The organism is Streptomyces sp. AN091965 (assembly GCF_022698285.1).
Lineage (GTDB): Bacteria > Actinomycetota > Actinomycetes > Streptomycetales > Streptomycetaceae > Streptomyces.
Genome location: NZ_JALDMY010000001.1, coordinates 4,527,093 through 4,544,594, shown reverse-complemented (window position 1 = coordinate 4,544,594; position 17,502 = coordinate 4,527,093). Strand labels below are relative to the sequence as shown.

The window sequence follows — 17,502 nt, the reverse complement described above, 5'->3', positions numbered from 1 at the left end:
GGCGCGTGGGTCAGCGGACGGACTCCAGGGTCTTCTGCACGTTCACGAACGACCTGCGCGTCACCACCAGGCGGCCGTCGCGCACCACCTGGAAGGTCACGTCCGCGTTCACCAGACGCGGGTACTCGCCCGCCGCGAGCATGTCGTCGAAGCGCCAGCTCAGCATCGGCGTGAGCCCGCCGGTGTCCACGCGCAGGCCCTGGTCGAGGGTCTTGCGCAGGGCCCCGGACGTCACCTCGCCGCCGTTCAGCGACTCGACGGCCTGCCGCAGCACGGTGTACGCGATCCAGGTGGTCTGCACGCCCGCGTCCGAGGGGTCCACGCGGGTGTCGTCGAAGGCGTGCTCGCGGATCACCTCGCGCATCGGCTCCCAGCGCTTGTCGCGCTCGGCCGGGTACCAGCCGGTGACGTACGCGCCCTCGTACGGGCCGTCGGCGCCGCCGGTGCGGTCCAGGAGGGTCTGGTCGACGCTGCCGAGTACCGAGGCGGTGCGCACCTTCGGATAGCCCTCCTCGACGCGCCGGAACGAGTCGAAGAACGTGTCCGTGCGCGCGCCGAGCGCCGCCGCCACGCAGCCCTTCTTGCCGCCGCGCGCGGAGCGTTCGAGGGCCTGCCGCGCCTGCCAGGTGTAGTCCGAGGCGTCCTCGGGCGCCCGGATGTCGGCGGAGGCGGCGCGGTCGCCCTCGGCGAGGCCGGAGTCGAGGAGCTTGGAGAGGTTGTCGCCCGTGGTGGTGTCGGGCCGCACCAGGGACACGCGGTCGCAGACCCCGGCGAGCTGGCGTCCGTTGCCCGCGAGCAGCGCGGGCTGGCCGCCGTTGACGGGGTAGGACAGCGGGCTGGAGAACTCGTCGTCGGTGAGGCCGTAGCCGCCGATGTACGGGATGCCCGCGACCTCCAGGGGGGACATGAAGGACCGGCCGTGCTGGCTGTACGAGCCGACGACCGCGACCGCCTTCTCCTCGGCGGCCCGGCGGGCGCAGCCCGCGGCCTCCACCGGGTCGTTGTGGTCGTTGCAGGTGATGACCTTGAGCTGGTGGCCGTCGAGGCCGCCGCTCGCGTTGACCCAGCGGGCGAACGCCTTGGCCATCGCGGGCATGCCGGGTTTGTTGGTGGCCCGGGTGCCGTCCGGCGCCCAGGTCATGACGGTGATGGGGGCATCCCCGGAACCCCCCGTGGTACCGGGGATGACCCCACAGCCGGCCGTCAGGGACGCGCACGCCGCCAGCGCCGCCGCGCTGAGCACGGCTGTGCGCGCTCGGTGCGCGGTCTCGGCGGGGCGGGGGAGGAAGACGCGTCGCAAGGCGGCCATGGACCCGCACGATTCCGCTAGGGGAACAACCAGGGAGTGACGCCCACCCAACGGTCGGTGACGAACACGTGAACGGGTGGGGCCCGGGAAGCGGGGAACGTGTGGGAACGTACGATCGATGACCGTGCAAGGTTCGGAGAAGTCTTCCCGTCGCGGCCGTCGGTCAAGGACCATAGGCGCCATGCCAACGAACGACATGCCGTGGTGGCGCTGGCGCTGCAATGTGCGCTCCGCGCTCCACATGCTCTCGGACCAGGAGTTCCAGCGGGAGTGCTGGCTCGCCGGTCGCGACGAGTACGGGGACGTGACGGACGCCGTGTACCGCCTTGTCGAGGATACGTGGCTGGACAACTGGTCCGCGGAGAAATACGTCGGGACGATCTTCCGCGACTCCCAGGAGGCGGCCCTCGTCGACTCGGCCGTGCTGCGGGTCCTGCGGATCATGCACGAGGTGGGCCCCGACGCCGCGGTCGCCGCGTATCTGGACCACCCCGGGTGGCCGGAGGCGGTGCGGGCGGCGCGGGACGCGCACGTACGGCTCGCGACCGGTGACGACGACGACCCGGACAGCGCGCCGCGCACCCTGGAGGTCCTGCGCATCCTCACGCGGTCGGCCTGAGCGGCCGCGGTACGGGGCCGGGGGGCCCGTCCGGATATGGGACCCTGGGCGGATGAACGAGCAGTCCGCCGCCGTGAGCGACCAGCGCACCGACCGCACGACCGACCGCGCCGAGCAGTACGTCCTCACGCTCTCCTGCCCGGACAAACAGGGCATCGTGCACGCCGTGTCGAGCTATCTGTTCATGACCGGCTGCAACATCGAGGACAGCCAGCAGTTCGGCGACCACGACACCGGACTGTTCTTCATGCGGGTCCACTTCTCGGCGGAGTCGCCCGTCACCGTGGACAAGCTGCGCGCGAGCTTCGCCGCGATCGGCGACTCGTTCCACATGGACTGGCAGATCCACCGGGCCGAGGACCGGATGCGGGTCGTCCTGATGGTCTCCAAGTTCGGCCACTGCCTGAACGACCTGCTCTTCCGCTCCCGCATCGGCGCCCTGCCGGTGGAGATCGCGGCCGTCGTCTCCAACCACACGGACTTCGCCGAGCTGTCCGCCTCGTACGGGATTCCGTTCCACCACATCCCGGTCACCAAGGACACCAAGGCCGACGCGGAGGCGCGCCTCCTTCAGCTCGTCCGGGACCTGGACGTCGAGCTCGTCGTGCTCGCCCGCTATATGCAGGTGATCTCTGACGACCTCTGCAAGCAGCTCAGCGGGCGGATCATCAACATCCACCACTCGTTCCTGCCGAGCTTCAAGGGCGCGCGGCCGTACCACCAGGCGCACGCGCGCGGCGTGAAGCTGATCGGTGCCACCGCGCACTACGTGACCGCGGACCTCGACGAGGGGCCGATCATCGAGCAGGAGGTCGAGCGGGTGGGGCACGAGGTGACTCCCGCGCAGCTCGTCGCCATCGGGCGGGACGTCGAGTGCCAGGCCCTCGCCCGGGCGGTCAAGTGGCACGCGGAGCACCGCATCCTCCTGAACGGCCACCGCACGGTCGTCTTCGCCTGACCTCCGCCGCTACATGCGGCTCAAGGACGCAGCGGCGAACAGGACGTCCCGGATGGCTTCGCGGTCGCCCACCTGGCCCGCTGCTGCCTCCTCGGGGGACACGTGGCCCGCGGCGAGCCGGCAGAACTCCACGCCGTCCAGGGCCACGTGCGCGACCTCCAGGTCGGCGGAGCCGCTGGCCCCGGGCGAGTCGAGCGGGATCAGCCACTCGCCGCCTCCGACGCCCTCGACCTCAAGACGCAGGCTGCGCCCCGGCGCCCCCGCGGCGACGAGCTCCCGCGCGGGCCCCGCACGCCCGGCCCGGCGCCGCTCGGCCAGCGTCGCGGGCAGCAGCCGCGCCGCCAGGTCGATCATGTGGTGCAGATGCCGGGGCGCGGGCGGCTCGTACGGGTAGTCGACGGCCTGCGCGATGTCCTCCGCGTGGATCCAGCACTCGAAGGCCCGCTCCAGCATGGAGTCGCGCAGCGGCAGCTCGATCCGCTGGGCCGGGCCGCCGGGCGCGTCCGGCGCGATCCCGTACGTCACCGCGAGCCGCCCGGATCCGCCGCCCGCGAACGACACCGTCCGGATCAGCTCGTGCGTCTGGTCCCGCCAGGGCCCGCGCACCGCCCGCGTGGGCGGGAACTGCGACGCGCGCCAGTACGCCTCCGTGCGCTCCCCCGGGTCGAGGCTCGGCGGCGCCCCGGCGCCCAGCGGGTCGTCGAGGCCGAGCGCGGTGCCGACCAGGCCGTCGACGGCGAGGAGGTGGGCGATCACTCCCGCGACGGTGGTCTTGCGGGTCACGGGGTGGTCGTCGTCGAACCAGCGCAGCCGCACCGGGGCGTGCCACTCGGAGTCCCCGATGTCCTGGAGCAGCGCGTCGAGCCGGGCGGTCTCCGCGTCGTACGGAGCGGCCCACTCCGGCAGCGGGATGCGGGGCGGGCGCCGTCCGAGGCAGCTCGCCAGGACGCGGGTGCGCAGGCCGGGGTCGAGGTCGAGGCTCTCCTCGGGGTGGAGCAGCCCGACGGCGTCCCGCAGCCGCAGTGCCTCCTCCGCGCACGGCCCGCAGTCGCCGAGGTGCTCCTCGACGGCCATCGACTCGGCGGCGGAACAGGCGGAGAGCGCCCACGCCCCGAGGAGGGACTTCAGTACGCGGTGGTCGAGCACGAGGGGCTCGGGCGCGAACCCGGCGGGCCCGGCGTCGGGCAGGGGAGCGCCGGTGTCCTCCACGGAGGCGCGCGGGGCCGGTATGCGCGGCTTGCCGACGCCGCCGCCGTCCCGCCCGGCGCCCGCGGCCCCGCCGCCCGCGGGGAACTCCTCGTCGGGCCCGCGGCCCGTGCCCTCGTCCCCGCTGCCGTACGGATCGGGGCGGCCCGGCCAGTTCACAGCGCTCTCCCGTACCCGTGCGCGCCGTGGTCCTGATCGGAGGGGCCGTCGCCGAAGGCGGTCGCGGTGGCGTCGTGGGCGGTGGAGAGCAGTTGTAGGCCGAGGCGGAGCCTGCGGCGGGCCTCGTCCTCGGTGACGCCGAGGTCGGCGGCGGTCTGGCGGTAGTCGCGCCGCTGGAAGTAGGCCAGTTCGAGCGCGGCGCGCAGCGGGGCGGGCATGGCCGTGACGATGTAGTCGGCGCGGGCGGCGGCGGAGGCGCGGCGCACCTTGCGCTCCAGGTCCTCCGTGGTGCCCGCGCCGCCCCGGGCGAGCGCGGCGGACTCGGTCTGGCGCAGCCTGCGCACGGCCTGCTGGTGGGCGAGCGTGGCGATCCAGGAGCGCAGCGGGCCCTGCTTGGGGTCGTACGCGTCGGGGTTCTCCCACACGTGCGTGAACACGTCGCGCGTGATGCGGTCGGCCGCCGCGACGTCGCCGAGCACGCGGTGCGCGAGGCCGTGCACGAGCGAGGCGAAGCGGTCGTACAGCTCTCCGAGTGCCGCCGCTTCCCCGTGGGAGAGCCGCTGTTGCATGCGGCGGTCCCAACGACGCGGCGCGTCCTTCGGCATGCGGCCCCCTCGTGCACTCGCCGTGCTCACCTTCACCGTTGAATCGAATGTAGTCGGCGTCCCCGAGGACGCACCTGTCTTTCCCCGTGCTTTCCCGCTCTTTGCGGCAACGCGGGGCTTCGGGGCGCCGCGGATGATATTGACCGGCTCGTCCGCAACGCCCGCTTCCCGTGCCCGCGCGGGCCTGGTGTTTCATGGAACGACGGTGGGGCAGCCGCGAAGCAGGGAAGCGGAGGGGTTCTGGTGGGTTCGGTGGACGAGAGGCGTGGCGCGTGACGCTGAAGGTTGCCGTCGGCGAGCAGCAGGGCTGGGCCGTGCTGCGGGTCTCGGGTGAGATGGACCTCCTGACGTCGCCGGTGCTGCGCCAGCGGGTGCACGAGGCGGTGGCCGAGGGCCGCCGCAGCCTGGTCCTCGACCTGTCCGACGTGCTGTTCTGCGACTCCAGTGGCGTGGGCGTACTGATCGCCACGCGCCGCCTCATGCGCTCGTGCCGGGGCCGTCTGCGGCTGATCCTGCCCGCCCGGGGGGCGGTGGAGGGCTCGCACGTCAACCGGGTCCTCGCGGCCCTCGGCGTACGGCGCCTGTTCGAGGTGTACCCGGACGCGGAGCGGGCCGTGGACGACGCGGCGGAACCCCTGTCGGCGTAGGGCCCGCGGCAGAAGCGGAACCCCGTCTCCCCGCCAAGATCGGCTTGCTGGTACAACCTTTCCGAGCGGATGCCGCCGTCGGCGCCACCGCCGGGCCCGGGGCGCGTCCGCGACACGCTCTTGTCGCGGAATTCCCGCGGTCTTGGCACAAGCGTCGCTTTTCCGCCTCCCGGCGGCCGACGGCGTCGTACGCTCGCTGGACAGATACCTGAAGGACGTCCGGGGCGGCCCACGGCCGCGCCGGAAGACTCCACCGCATGAGAAGTGAGGCGGCCCCAACACCATGGACAGTGCCGAGTACGAGCGTAGGATCGCGGCCCGTTTCGCCACCTTCGACCAGGACGGCAACGGCTACATCTCCCGTGAGGACTTCAGCACGGCGGCCGCGGCGCTGCTCGCCGAGTTCGGGGTGACCGCGCGGTCCGAGAAGGGCCAGGCCCTGTACATCGGCGCCGAGGCGTTCTGGCAGGGCATGGCGGGCATCGCCGACCGCGACGGGGACCAGCGGATCACCCGGGACGAGTTCGTGGGCGGAGCCGTGAAGCGGCTGCGGGACAACCCGGCGCGGTTCGCGGAGATCGCGCGGCCGTTCCTGCACGCGGCGTTGTCCTTGGCGGACGGCGACGGGGCCGTACAGGGGGCGGACGTGGAGCGGGCCCTGCGGGCCCTGGGCGTGCAGCGGGAGATCGCGGCCCTGGCCGCGCAGGGCCTCGGGCCGGTGACCGAGGAGCAGGTCCTGGCGGCCTTCGCGTCGTACTTCACCGTCCCTGAGTAGCGGGTTCCCGTGCCGCCGCTTCGCGGCGGATTTCTCCCACCCGCCCACCCGTGACTCCCGGCTCCGCAGGCCGGGCCCCGGCGCGGAGCGCTGTCCCGCCGTCTTCAGCCGGCGTACCGCTCCCGCAATCGGTACTTGAGCACTTTGCGCAGGGCGTCGTTGCGCGGCAGTTCGTCCACGAGTTCCAGCTGTTCGGGGAGCTTGTGGACGGACAGGCCCGCGGTGCGCAGGTGTGCGGTCGCCTCCGCGAGGGTCAGGGCGGGGGCGCCGGGGGCGCGTTCCACGACGGCGCAGACGCGTTCGCCGCGGGTGGGGTCGGGCAGGCCGATCACCGCCACGTCGGCCACGGCGGGGTGGCCGTGCAGCAGGTCCTCGATCTCCTTGGCGGAGATGTTCTCGCCCTTGCGGATGATGACGTCCTTGGCGCGGCCGGTGAGCACCAGGTGCCCGGAGGCCAGGACGTGGCCGAGGTCGCCGGTGCGCAGGAAGCCGTCGGCGTCGAAGGCCTCGCGGGTCGCCGCCGCGTCGAGGTAGCCGCGGCAGACGGCCTCGCCGCGCAGCCGCACCTCGCCGTCCTCGCCGGCGGGCAGCTGCCGGCCCGCGGGGTCGGTGACGCGGATCTCCATGCCCGCGGGCGGGCGGCCCTCCGTGGTGGCGAGGTGCTCGGGGCTGTCGTCGGGGGAGCCCATCGTGATCATGGGGACCTCGGTCATGCCGTAGCCGTGGGTGAGCTCACAGCCCAGCTCGCGGACCACGGCGTGGTACAGCTCGGGCGGCTTCGGGGCGCCGCCGCCCGCGAGCAGCCTGAGGGTGGGGACGAGGGGCCGGTCGGGGTCCTTGCGCTGCTCGGCGAGGAACATCGAGTAGAAGGCGGTGGAGCCGCCCGCGACGGTCACCCCGTGGCGCCGGTAGCCGTCCAGGGCCTCCGGCAGCGCGAAGCGCTCGAACATCACGGCGGGGAAGCCGTACAGGAGCAGCATCACCGTGTAGTCGGGCCCCGCGATGTGCGCGAAGGGGAAGGCCATGGAGCCGACGTCGCGCGGGGAGAGCTTCAGGGCGTGGGCGAGGCACGCGCCGCCCGCGATCAGCGAACGGTCCGTGTGCAGCACGCCCTTGGGGTCGGAGGTCGTGCCGGAGGTCCAGTAGATCCAGCGCACGGCCGTGCCGTCGCGCGGCGGCGCGGGCAGCGTGCCGGGGTCGCCGTCGGGCAGTTCGTCGTACGCGGTGAAGACGCCGCGCGCGCCGAGGCGGCGGGCCAGCCCCGTGTGGTCGTAGCCCCGCCACACCCCGGGCACCGCGAAGAACTCGGCCTTGGACTCGCGCAGCGCGAAGCCGACTTCGCGGTCGCGGTAGAACGGGATGACGGGGGACTGGACGGCGCCGAGCCGGGCCAGGGCGAAGGAGAGCACGGCGGTCTCGATGCGCGTGGGCAGCTGCCAGGCGACGACGGTGCCGGGCCCGACCCCCCGCTCGTACAGGCCCGCCGCGACCCGCTCGCAGCGCTCCCGCAGGCCGCCGAAGGTGAGGGTCCGGTCGTCGCCGGGGTCGTCGGCCGCCTGGACGAGCGCGGGGGCGCCGGGGGTGAGCGCGGCGCGCCGCTCGATCAGCTCCCACAGGGTGCGGCTGGCGGCGAGCGCGTGGGCGGTGTCGGTCACGGGGTGCCCCCTCGGACGGCCGGACGACGGAACGGCCCGACGGCGCCCGTTGCTGACGCTTCGTCAGATCGTGCGCAGAGCGTAGGGCGCCACGCCTTGTTGGTCCAGGGGCGCGGGGCTAGCCTGCCGCCTGACGGCCCATCAGAAACTGTCGAGGCGGGTGACCCCGGTGGACCTCTCGTACACCACGCAGGAGGAGGACTTCCGCGCCCGGCTGCGGGACTGGCTCGCCGACGTGCTGCCCAAGCTGCCCGAGCGGCCGGACCCGCTCGACTGGCCCGGGCGGCGCGCGTACGACACCGGCTGGCAGCGGACGCTGTACGACGCCGGGTACGCGGACGTCCACTGGGAGGCGTCGCCCACGTTGCGGATGATCTTCCTGGAGGAGAGCGAGCGCGCCGGGGCGCCGTACGTGGGCGCGAACTTCGTCGGGCTGCTGCACGCCGGGCCCACCATCGCCGCCGAGGGCACCCCCGAGCAGCGGGCCCGCTGGCTGGAGCCGATCCTGCGCGGCGACGAGGTCTGGTGTCAGGGCTTCAGCGAACCGGACGCGGGATCGGACCTGGCGTCGCTGCGCACCCGCGCGCGGCGCGACGGCGATCACTACGTGGTGAGCGGCTCCAAGGTCTGGACCTCGCACGCCGAGGTCGCCGACTGGTGCGAACTCCTCGTGCGGACCGACCCCGAAGCGCCGAAGCACCGGGGCATCAGCTGGCTCGCCCTGCCGATGGACGCGCCGGGGATCACGGTGCGGCCGCTGCGGACGCTCGCCGGGTCCACGGAGTTCGCGGAGGTCTTCCTCGACGAGGTGCGCGTGCCCGTCGCCAACCGGGTCGGCGCCGAGGACGACGGCTGGCGCGTCACCATGGTGACGCTGTCCTTCGAACGCGGCACCGCCTTCGTCGGCGAGGTGGTCGCCTGCCGCCGCGTGCTCGGCGAGCTCGCCCGCGAGGCCCGCGCGAACGGCCGCTGGGACGACCCGGTGCTGCGCCGCCGACTCGGGCGCCTGAGCGCCGAGTTCCAGGCCCTGTGGCGCCTCACGCAGTGGAACGTGAGCGAGGCCCAGCGCACCGGCGGCGTGCCCGGCGTGGGCGGTTCGGTGTTCAAGCTGCGCTATTCGCACGCACGTCAGGAGCTGTACGACGCCGCCGCCGAGGTCCTCGGGGACGGGGCCCTCGACCTGGGGCGACCCTGGACCCGGGAGCGGCTCTCCTCGCTGTCGTACACCATCGCCGCGGGCACCTCGCAGATCCAGCGGAACATCGTGGCCGAGCGGATCCTCGGACTGCCGAAGGGGCGGTGACGGCCCAAGTGGACTTCCAACCCGGCGACGACCAGGGGGCGTTGCGCGACGGCTTCCGCGCGCTGCTCGAACGCCGCTTCGGCCGGGAGGCGCTGCGGGCCGCCGTGGCCGCGCCCGGCCTCGACCGAGGGCTCTGGCGGGCCCTCGGCGAGGCCGGGTTCTTCGCCCTGTGCGTCCCGGAGGCGCGCGGCGGGCTCGGCCTCGGCGCCGCCGAGGCGGTGCTCCTCTTCGAGCAGGCCGGGCGGGCGCTGCTGCCCGGGCCCCTGGCGGCGACGTTCCTCGCGGCGGGCGACGTCGAGGGCGCGGCGGCCGGCGAGGTGGTCGTGACCGCCGTGGACGGCACGCTCGTTCCCTGGCTCGACGCGGCCGACGTCGTCCTGGGGGACGCCACCGGCGCCGAGGCCCTGCGCTCCGTGGACCCGCTGACGCCCCTGCACCGCGTCCCGGGCGGGCGCGCCGGAGCGCCGGGCGACGCCTCGCTGCTGCTCGCCGCCGAACAGCTCGGGTCGGCCTGCCGCACCCGCGACCTGGCCGTCCAATACGCCCGCGAGCGGGAGCAGTTCGGGCAGCCCGTCGGCGCCTTCCAGGCGGTCAAGCACCTGTGCGCCGAGCTGCTCGTGCGCACCGAGGTGACGCGTGCCGCCGTGTACGCCGCCGCCGTCACGGGCGATCCGGGCGAGGTGGCCGGGGCCAAACTCCTCGCCGACGACGCCGCCGCGCGCAACGCCCGCGACTGCCTCCAGGTGTACGGCGGCATGGGGTTCACCTGGGAGGCGGACGTGCACCTGCATCTGAAGCGGGCCTGGGTGCGGGCCGGACTCGGCACGACGGCGGCCCGCGCGGAGGAGGAGCTGGCCGCCGCGCTGTGACGCGGCGTGCGGCCGCCGTGCCCCGGCCTCCGCATCGCTCGTTGGGGTCGCTTCGTCACGCAGTGCTGGCGGGCGGCTTGATCGACTTGAGAAACTCGGAAACGGCGGGAAGGCTACTGAGCGTCGATATCGGGTTGTGTCCTACGCGTGACTCGTCGCGACGCGGAGTCGGCGCCCGGCTCCGGTACCTTGTGTCAGATGCGAGTGGTCCTGAGGCCGAGCCGTGCCGGTGTTGCCCCCGAGGCAGCTCCGCGCCTGGTGACGCGCTCCGCTCGCCGCACAGGACGCGGCCGAGCGCCCGCCTGTTCGACCCCCTGCGGCGCGCGTCGCACAGTATGCCGCACGCGTACTCCTTCGCGCTGGAATATGCCCGAAGCGCTTGTTGGGGTGACTGTACGTCAACCATGCTGTCTCCTCAGGGGCTCACGTTCCGTGACCCCGGGGCGTCACGAGGCGTTGTGTCCGCCGGTTCGGATGGTGTGAGCGGTGCAGGTGCTTCAAGTTCAGCTGGAAGTCGGGCCGGACCCCGCGGAAGTGGGGCGGGCCCGCAGATGGGCGCGGTCACGGCTCGCCGGGTCCGGCATAGCGGCGGACGAGCCGCTGGCCGAGACGCTCATCCTGCTGATCTCGGAGCTCGTCACCAACGCCGTGGTGCACACCGGCTGTCCGGCCGTCCTGCGCATGCGGCTCCCCGGTGTGCCCGCCAGTGAGCCCGGCACGGTGCGCGTCGAGGTCACGGACCGCAGCGCGCGGCCGCCGCGGCCGCGGCACGCGGAAGGTGACGAGACCAACGGGCGCGGGCTCGAACTCGTGGACGGGCTCGCGGATCGGTGGGGCTGGCAGCCGGAGGGGGGCGGCAAGCGGATCTGGTGCGAGGTCGATCGGTGCGACGCCGCCGCCGCTTCCGCTTCGCGGGGGCTCGCGTATGAAGAGGTTGCTCTCGGGGTGCGCTGACCTTCCCTCGCGGTGCGCCTCACTGTGTCCATCAGCGCGCTCCGCGCGCGGGCGCCCCTTCCCGAACCGGGGGCTGCCGCCCCCGTGCCCCCGCTTCTCTTGGCGCTTCGCGCCTCGCCCTCGAACGCCGGACGGGCTTGACGGTGCCGCTGACGGCTGGGTGGCGTCGCTTGTCGGATGCTCGTCGTGCCCCCGGTGTGCTGGCGCGTGCGCCGTCGCGTGCCACGGTGCGCGGCCGTGCGCGGGCGGTGCAAAAGCGGCATAATTCATAAATCCCCGGACGGGTGTTGACGTACCGTATTCGGTTGATCACGCTGGTGGGCAGCGATTCGCCGCGAGGGGACGTCGAGGGACGGTGGAGCCTGTGGCCCGGTCCTCGGCGAGGTGCGGTTCGCGATTCGGCGTCGCGCTCCTTTCAGGGCAGAAGGGGGGCGGGGCTCGTACGCCGGAGCCGGATGGCGGCGCGCGGTCACGCGCTCGGGGCGGAGCGCCGACGCGCCGCCACCCGAACTCCGCACGGGTCAGAAGACGGCCACCGGGGCCACCGGGGTGCCCGTCGCGCCCGTGAACGGCTCGGGCATCGCCGCGAGCAGGAAGCTGTGGCGCCGCTCTTCTCCACAGGCTGTGGACAACTCTTCGAGATTCCAGTTCTGGCCCTGGAGCATGCCCATCTCCACCAGGTGGAGGGCGTGCACCGGCAGCCACAGGTTCTCGATCTCCGGCGGGAAGATCTCGAAGGTGAGCGTGTCGTTGGCGACGGCCGCCACGTCCCGCGCGTGGAACCACTCCGGGGTGCGGCAGGAGAGCCCGGGCGACGGCAGCGCGTACGCGTGCTTGTCGCCCGCCAGATAGAGCTGGACCTGGCCCGTGCGGACGAGGACGACGTCCCCGGCGCGCACCGTGACGCCGCCGAACTCCTCGGCCAGGGACAGGTCTTCGGGAGTCACCGCGTGGTCGCCGGGCAGCCGGTCCAGGCCGTGGGCGCGCGCCACGTCGAGCAGGACGCCGCGCGAGAGGAGGTGCGGGACCTTCTCGATGCCGCTGAAGCGGGCGCCCTCGTGGGCCGTGACGCTGTCGGCGGGGCGGCCGTTGTAGAGCAGGCCCGAGTGCGAGACGTGCGGGAGGGCGTCCCAGTGGGTGGCCGCCTGGAGGCCCATGGTGACCGCGTCGTCGCTGGTCGCGACCGTGCCGGGGCCGAAGAGGCACTGGTTGATCTGCACCATCGTGTGCAGCGGGTTGACCCGGCCGGGGATCAGGCCCGCCTGGACGCCGTCGTGGCGCAGCGGCAGCGCGAGCGGGACGCGGCGGCCCGTGCGCACCTCGGCGGCGGCCTCGCGCACCACCGCGTCGGTGATCAGGTTCAGGGTGCCCAGTTCGTCGTCGGCGCCCCAACGGCCCCAGTTGTTGACCCGCTCGGCGAGTTTGTGGAACTCGGGCGGCATGGCCGGCAGGTCCGGTCCGCGCAGCGGAGCCGACATGGGTCCTCCCCGGGGCTTGTCTCACCGTGTCTGACGGGTCATAGAATCTAACGGTCCGTCAGAAACCGCGGGAAGGGGCCGGTGTGGGGAACTTCTTGGCAGGCAAGGTGGTCGCCGTGACGGGCGCCGGGCGCGGCATCGGCAGGGCCGTCGCCCTCGCCGCGGCGGCCGAGGGCGCCAAGGTCGTCGTCAATGACTACGGGGTGTCGGTCGAGGGCGGCGAGCCCACGAGCGAGATAGCCGACGCCGTGGTCAAGGAGATCGAGGCGGCCGGGGGCGAGGCGGTGGCCGTCGCCGACGACATCTCCACCATGGCGGGCGGGCAGCGCGTCGTCGACGTGGCCCGCGCCGCGTACGGGCGGCTCGACGGGGCCGTGTGCGTCGCCGGGATCCTGCGCGAGCGGATGCTGTTCAACATGACCGAGCGGGAGTGGGACCCGGTCCTCGCCACGCATCTCAAGGGCACCTTCACCGTCTTCCGGGCCGCGTCCGCCGTGATGCGCGCCCAGCGCTCCGGCACCCTCGTCGGCTTCACCAGCGGCAACCACCAGGGCTCCGTGGCGCAGGCCAACTACAGTGCGGCCAAGGGCGGGATCATCTCGCTGGTGCGCAGCGCCGCGCTCGGTCTGCACAAGTACGGCGTGACCGCCAACGCGGTGGCGCCCGTGGCGCGCACCCGGATGTCCGCGAACGTACCGATGGAGCTGACGGAGATCGGCGAGCCGGAGGACGTCGCGGCGTTCGTGGTGTATCTGCTCAGCGACCGGGCTCGGGACGAGCGGATCACCGGGCAGGTGTACACCGTCGCCGGGCCCAAGATCGCGGTGTGGGCGCAGCCGCGCGAGCTGCGGGCCGCGTACGCCGAGGGCGGCTGGACGCCCCAGCGGATCGCGGACCTGCTGCCGGGCACGGTGGGTGCCGACCCGATGCCGCTCCTGGAGCGGGTGGAGGCGATGGCGCGGGCGGCGGCGGAGGGTGCGCGGCCCAACGCGGGCCCGGGCGCCCCGCCCGGAGGCCCGGCCGGCGGGTCCGCGTCGGGCCCCACCGCCTAGGCCCGGCCGTGGACTTCGCATTCGGGCCCGCGGACGAGGAGTTCAGGGCCGCGGCCCGGGAGTGGCTCGACGGGCATCTGGGAGGCGGTTTCGCGGCGGCCGCGGGGCGCGGCGGGCCCGGCGGCGAGCACGAGGACCCGGGCCTGCGCCGGGCCTGGGAGCGGGAGCTGGGGCGCGGCGGGTGGATCGGCATCGGCTGGGACACGGCGCCGGGCGCGTACGGCAACCGTACGGCCTCGCTCACCCAGCAGGTCGTGTGGGCCGAGGAGTACGCGGGCGTGCGGGCGCCCGGCCGCTGTGGGCACATCGGCGAGAAGCTGCTCGCGCCGACGCTGCTCGCGTACGGGAGCGAGGAGCAGCAGGACGAGTTCCTGCCGGACATCGCCCGTGGGCAGGCCCTGTGGTGCCAGGGGTACAGCGAGCCGGGCGCGGGCTCCGACCTCGCGGGCGTCCGCACGGTCGCCGAGCGCGACGGGGACGCGTACCGGATCAGCGGCCAGAAGACCTGGACCTCGCTCGCGCACGAGGCCGACTGGTGCTTCGTGCTCGCGCGCACCGGTGGCGGCGGGGCGCGGCGGCACGAGGGCCTGTCGTTCCTGCTCGTGCCGATGGACCAGCCGGGGCGGATCGAGGTGCGGCCCATCCGGCAGCTCACCGGGACGGCCGAGTTCAACGAGGTCTTCTTCGACGGGGCCCGCGCGCGTGCCGCACACGTCGTCGGGGGCGAGGGCGCGGGGTGGCGCGTCGCGATGGGGCTGCTCGGCTTCGAGCGCGGCGTGTCGACGCTCGCCCAGCAGATCGGCTTCGCGGCGGAGCTGGCGGCCGTCGTCCGGGACGCGGTGCGCGGCGGCGCGGTGCGCGATCCGGTGCTGCGGGAGCAACTGACGGCGCTCTGGGCCGAGTTGCTGGTCATGCGGTGGAACGCGCTGCGGACCCTCGGCGGCGGCGACCCGGGCGCGCCCAGCGTCGCGAAGCTCCTGTGGGGCGGCTGGCACCGGCGGCTCGGGGAGCTCGCGGTGCGGGTGCGCGGGGCGCTCGGCGCGGCGGGGCCCGGCGACTGGTCGGCCGGGGCGCCCTACGAACTCGACGCGGCACAGCGGCTCTTCCTCTTCTCGCGCGCCGACACGATCTACGGCGGCTCCGACGAGATCCAGCGGAACATCATCGCCGAGCGCGTGCTCGGTCTGCCGAGAGAGGCCCGGGGGCCTCGGTGAGGGGTGTGCGATGAGGGGCGTGGTGTTCGACGGGCGGAGCGTGCAGGTCGTCGACGACCTCCAGGTCCGGGACCCGGGTCCCGGCGAGGTCCTGGTGGCCGTCGCGGCGGCCGGGCTCTGCCACAGCGACCTGTCGGTGCTCGACGGGACGATCCCGTTCCCGGTGCCGGTGGTGCTCGGGCACGAGGGCGCGGGCGTGGTGGAGGCCGTGGGGCCCGGCGTCACGCACGTCGTCCCCGGTGACCACGTGGCCCTGTCGACGATCGCGAACTGCGGGGCCTGCGCCGAGTGCCACCGGGGGCGGCCCACCATGTGCCGCAAGGCGATCGGGACGCCCCGGCAGCCGTTCACGCGGGGCGGGACGCCGCTGTACCAGTTCGCGGCGAACTCGTCCTTCGCCGAGCGGACCCTCGTCAAGGCCGTGCAGGCCGTGCGGATCCCCAAGGAGATCCCCCTGACGTCCGCCGCGCTCATCGGCTGCGCGGTGGTCACCGGCGTCGGCGCGGTCCTCAACCGGGCCCGGGTCGCGTACGGGGACTCCGTCGTCGTCATCGGCGCGGGAGGCATCGGGCTCAACGTGCTCCAGGGCGCGCGGATCGCGGGCGCGCGACCGATCGTGGCCGTCGACGCGAACCCGGACAAGGAGGAGGCGGCGCGGCGGTTCGGCGCCACGCACTTCCTGCCGTCGGCGGAGGGCATGGCGGAGATCCTGCCGACCGGCGCGGACCACGCCTTCGAGTGCGTGGGCCGGGTCGAGCTCGTCCGGCAGGCCGTGGACCTCCTGGACCGGCACGGGCAGGCGGTGCTCCTCGGGATGCCGTCCGCCACCGCCGAGGCGTCGTTCGTCGTCTCCTCGCTGTTCCTGGACAAGTCCATCCTCGGCTGCCGCTACGGATCGTCCCGTCCCCAGCGGGACTTCGCGCTGTACGCGGAGCTCCATCTGGCGGGCCGGCTGCTCCTGGACGAGCTGGTGACGCGCACGTACGCGGTGGAGGACTTCCCCCGCGCCCGCGCGGACGCGGAGGCGGGGCGGGTGGCGCGGGGGGTGGTGGTGTTCTGACGCGTCCGCTCCCCGGGCGGCGCGGACCGCCCCCTCCCGGCCGACAGGCCCGACCACCCCTCTCAGAGAGCGGACCCCGCCATGGCAGACCCCCGGATCCACCGCACCACCAGCCACCACGTCACCTGGATCACCCTGGACCGCCCCGAGGTGCGCAACGCGCTCGCTCCGGTCGACCGGGACCAGCTCATCGGCCTGCTGGGGGAGGCCTCCCGGGACCCGGGCACGCGGGCCGTCGTGATCACCGGGGGAGGTGGGGCCTTCTGCTCGGGGGCCGACCTGCGGGGCGTGGCCGCCGGGGGCGAGCGGGTCGTGGGGGACATCGCGCGGACCCTGCGCGAGGGGGCGCAGCGGCTGATCACCGGGGTGCTCGACTGCGAGAAGCCCGTGATCGCCGCCGTGAACGGCACCGCCGCGGGGCTCGGCGCCCATCTGGCCCTGGCCTGCGACCTGGTGCTCGCCGCCGAATCGGCCGCGTTCATCGAGGTGTTCGTCCGCAGGGGGCTCGTCCCGGACGGCGGCGGGGCCTATCTGCTGCCGCGGCTGGTCGGCCCGCAGCGCGCGAAGGAGCTGATGTTCTTCGGGGACGCGCTCGCCGCGGCCGACGCCGAGCGCCTCGGGCTCGTCAACCGGGTCGTGCCGGACGGCGACCTGGAGAAGACCGCCCGCGCCTGGGCGGAGCGGCTTGCCGCCGGGCCCACCCGGGCCCTCGCCCTCACCAAGCAGCTCGTCAATGCGTCGCTGGACTCCGGGCGTGCGGACGCGCTCGCCGCGGAGGCTGCCGCGCAGGAGATCAACATGGGCTCCCGGGACGCGCGGGAGGGCGTCGCCAGCTTCGCGGAGCGCCGGACCCCCACGTACGAGGGGCGCTAGGGCCTCGGGTGGCTGCGGCCCCGTCGTGGCTGGTCGCGCCCATGCGGCGGAGCCGCACATGGACACGGCCCCGCGCCCCTTCGGGGCGCTCCCCGCCCGGGGCGCGGGCGGGCCGTTCCGGCCCTTCCAATCTGACGGGGTGTCAGCTTCAATGGGGAACGTGATGGGACACGCGGGAATGGCGGCCACGGTCGTTCGTTATCTCAGGTCGGTGGGTGCTCCTACGGCGGCGGGCGACGTCGCGCCACGGCCCCGGCTGCGGGCCGTCCGCGAGGACGAGCGCGCGCCGCTCGACGCGGCCGAGTTCCGCCGCGTCCTCGGCGCCTTCGCGACCGGCGTGACCGTGGTGACGGCCCCCGGCGACGCCCCCCTGGGCCCCGCGGGCTTCGCCTGCCAGTCCTTCTCCTCGCTCTCCCTGGACCCGCCCCTGGTCTGCTTCATGGTGGGCCGTACGTCCACGACGTGGCCGCGCATCGCCCGCGCGGGCGTCTTCTGCGTCAACGTCCTGGGCGCGGACCAGGCGGACCTGTGCCGGGCGTTCGCGGTCAGCGGCGCCGACAAGTTCGCGGGGGTCTCCTACGACGCCGCGCCCGTGACGGGCGCCCCGCGCCTGGCGGGCGCCGTGGCGTGGATCGACTGCGCCGTGCACGCGGTGCACACCGGCGGCGACCACCTCATCGTGGTCGGCCGGGTGGAGGCCCTGGACGCCACGGACGGGGAGGCGGCCCCGCTGCTCTTCCACCGGGGCCGCCTGTCCTGAAGGCGC

At 74.2% G+C, this 17,502-nt stretch carries 17 protein-coding genes; 12 read left to right on the top strand and 5 right to left on the bottom strand.

Features of this window, described 5'->3' with window-relative positions:
* Positions 1–10: 10 nt before the first annotated feature.
* On the bottom strand, positions 11–1,141 hold the full coding sequence (locus MQV74_RS19015) for an ABC transporter substrate-binding protein (RefSeq protein ID WP_374120645.1): 1,131 nt from the start codon (positions 1,139–1,141) through the stop codon (positions 11–13).
* Between the two features lie 286 nt (positions 1,142–1,427).
* Here MQV74_RS19015 and MQV74_RS19010 point away from each other — a divergent pair, with 286 nt between their 5' ends.
* The gene (locus MQV74_RS19010) at positions 1,428–1,928 is read left to right on the top strand and encodes an SCO4402 family protein (protein WP_242719258.1); all 501 of its coding nucleotides are present in this window, start codon (positions 1,428–1,430) and stop codon (positions 1,926–1,928) included.
* Between the two features lie 52 nt (positions 1,929–1,980).
* Positions 1,981–2,886, top strand: coding sequence for a formyltetrahydrofolate deformylase (gene purU, locus MQV74_RS19005; protein WP_242719256.1), 906 nt, complete (start codon positions 1,981–1,983; stop codon positions 2,884–2,886).
* A gap of 9 nt (positions 2,887–2,895) precedes the next feature.
* Here the strand turns inward: purU and MQV74_RS19000 are convergent, their stop codons facing one another.
* Positions 2,896–4,251: a zf-HC2 domain-containing protein gene (locus tag MQV74_RS19000; RefSeq protein WP_374120644.1), complete on the bottom strand. Its 1,356-nt coding sequence runs from the start codon at positions 4,249–4,251 to the stop codon at positions 2,896–2,898.
* Complete coding sequence (locus tag MQV74_RS18995) at positions 4,248–4,856, bottom strand: sigma-70 family RNA polymerase sigma factor (protein WP_242719254.1); 609 nt, start codon at positions 4,854–4,856, stop codon at positions 4,248–4,250. The genes MQV74_RS19000 and MQV74_RS18995 overlap by 4 nt, the downstream gene beginning before the upstream one ends.
* A 272-nt stretch (positions 4,857–5,128) precedes the next feature.
* On the opposite strand from MQV74_RS18995, the gene MQV74_RS18990 reads away from it, so the two are divergent.
* Both MQV74_RS18990 and MQV74_RS18985 read left to right on the top strand, forming a co-directional pair.
* On the top strand, positions 5,129–5,503 hold the full coding sequence (locus tag MQV74_RS18990) for an STAS domain-containing protein (RefSeq protein WP_138960330.1): 375 nt from the start codon (positions 5,129–5,131) through the stop codon (positions 5,501–5,503).
* Positions 5,504–5,786: 283 nt separating this feature from the next.
* A complete protein-coding gene (locus MQV74_RS18985; protein WP_242719252.1) occupies positions 5,787–6,278 on the top strand; it encodes an EF-hand domain-containing protein in 492 nt (163 codons plus the stop codon).
* A gap of 104 nt (positions 6,279–6,382) precedes the next feature.
* Here the strand turns inward: MQV74_RS18985 and MQV74_RS18980 are convergent, their stop codons facing one another.
* Complete coding sequence (locus MQV74_RS18980; RefSeq protein ID WP_242719250.1) at positions 6,383–7,933, bottom strand: class I adenylate-forming enzyme family protein; 1,551 nt, start codon at positions 7,931–7,933, stop codon at positions 6,383–6,385.
* Between the two features lie 169 nt (positions 7,934–8,102).
* On the opposite strand from MQV74_RS18980, the gene MQV74_RS18975 reads away from it, so the two are divergent.
* The 3 genes from MQV74_RS18975 (at position 8,103) to MQV74_RS18965 (ending at position 11,059) form a co-directional block, all read left to right on the top strand.
* Entirely contained in the window at positions 8,103–9,236 is a 1,134-nt protein-coding gene (locus MQV74_RS18975) for an acyl-CoA dehydrogenase family protein (RefSeq protein ID WP_242728834.1), read from the top strand.
* Between the two features lie 8 nt (positions 9,237–9,244).
* Positions 9,245–10,105, top strand: coding sequence for an acyl-CoA dehydrogenase family protein (locus MQV74_RS18970; RefSeq protein ID WP_242719248.1), 861 nt, complete (start codon positions 9,245–9,247; stop codon positions 10,103–10,105).
* 486 nt (positions 10,106–10,591) lie between these two features.
* Positions 10,592–11,059, top strand: coding sequence for an ATP-binding protein (locus MQV74_RS18965; protein WP_242719246.1), 468 nt, complete (start codon positions 10,592–10,594; stop codon positions 11,057–11,059).
* 521 nt (positions 11,060–11,580) lie between these two features.
* Here the strand turns inward: MQV74_RS18965 and MQV74_RS18960 are convergent.
* Positions 11,581–12,537 (bottom strand): cyclase family protein, encoded by a 957-nt coding sequence (locus MQV74_RS18960; protein ID WP_242719244.1) that lies wholly within the window; start codon positions 12,535–12,537, stop codon positions 11,581–11,583.
* A gap of 83 nt (positions 12,538–12,620) precedes the next feature.
* Between MQV74_RS18960 and MQV74_RS18955 the strand changes: the two genes are divergently transcribed.
* From MQV74_RS18955 to MQV74_RS18935, 5 genes are all read left to right on the top strand, one after another.
* Positions 12,621–13,589: an SDR family NAD(P)-dependent oxidoreductase gene (locus MQV74_RS18955; protein ID WP_242719242.1), complete on the top strand. Its 969-nt coding sequence runs from the start codon at positions 12,621–12,623 to the stop codon at positions 13,587–13,589.
* Between the two features lie 8 nt (positions 13,590–13,597).
* Positions 13,598–14,803, top strand: a complete 1,206-nt coding sequence (locus tag MQV74_RS18950; protein WP_242719240.1) for an acyl-CoA dehydrogenase family protein — start codon at positions 13,598–13,600, stop codon at positions 14,801–14,803.
* A 10-nt stretch (positions 14,804–14,813) separates the two neighbouring features.
* Complete coding sequence (locus tag MQV74_RS18945) at positions 14,814–15,863, top strand: Zn-dependent alcohol dehydrogenase (RefSeq protein WP_242719238.1); 1,050 nt, start codon at positions 14,814–14,816, stop codon at positions 15,861–15,863.
* Between the two features lie 81 nt (positions 15,864–15,944).
* The gene (locus MQV74_RS18940; RefSeq protein ID WP_242719236.1) at positions 15,945–16,736 is read left to right on the top strand and encodes an enoyl-CoA hydratase/isomerase family protein; all 792 of its coding nucleotides are present in this window, start codon (positions 15,945–15,947) and stop codon (positions 16,734–16,736) included.
* 151 nt (positions 16,737–16,887) lie between these two features.
* Entirely contained in the window at positions 16,888–17,496 is a 609-nt protein-coding gene (locus MQV74_RS18935; RefSeq protein ID WP_242719234.1) for a flavin reductase family protein, read from the top strand.
* Positions 17,497–17,502 lie beyond the last annotated feature (6 nt).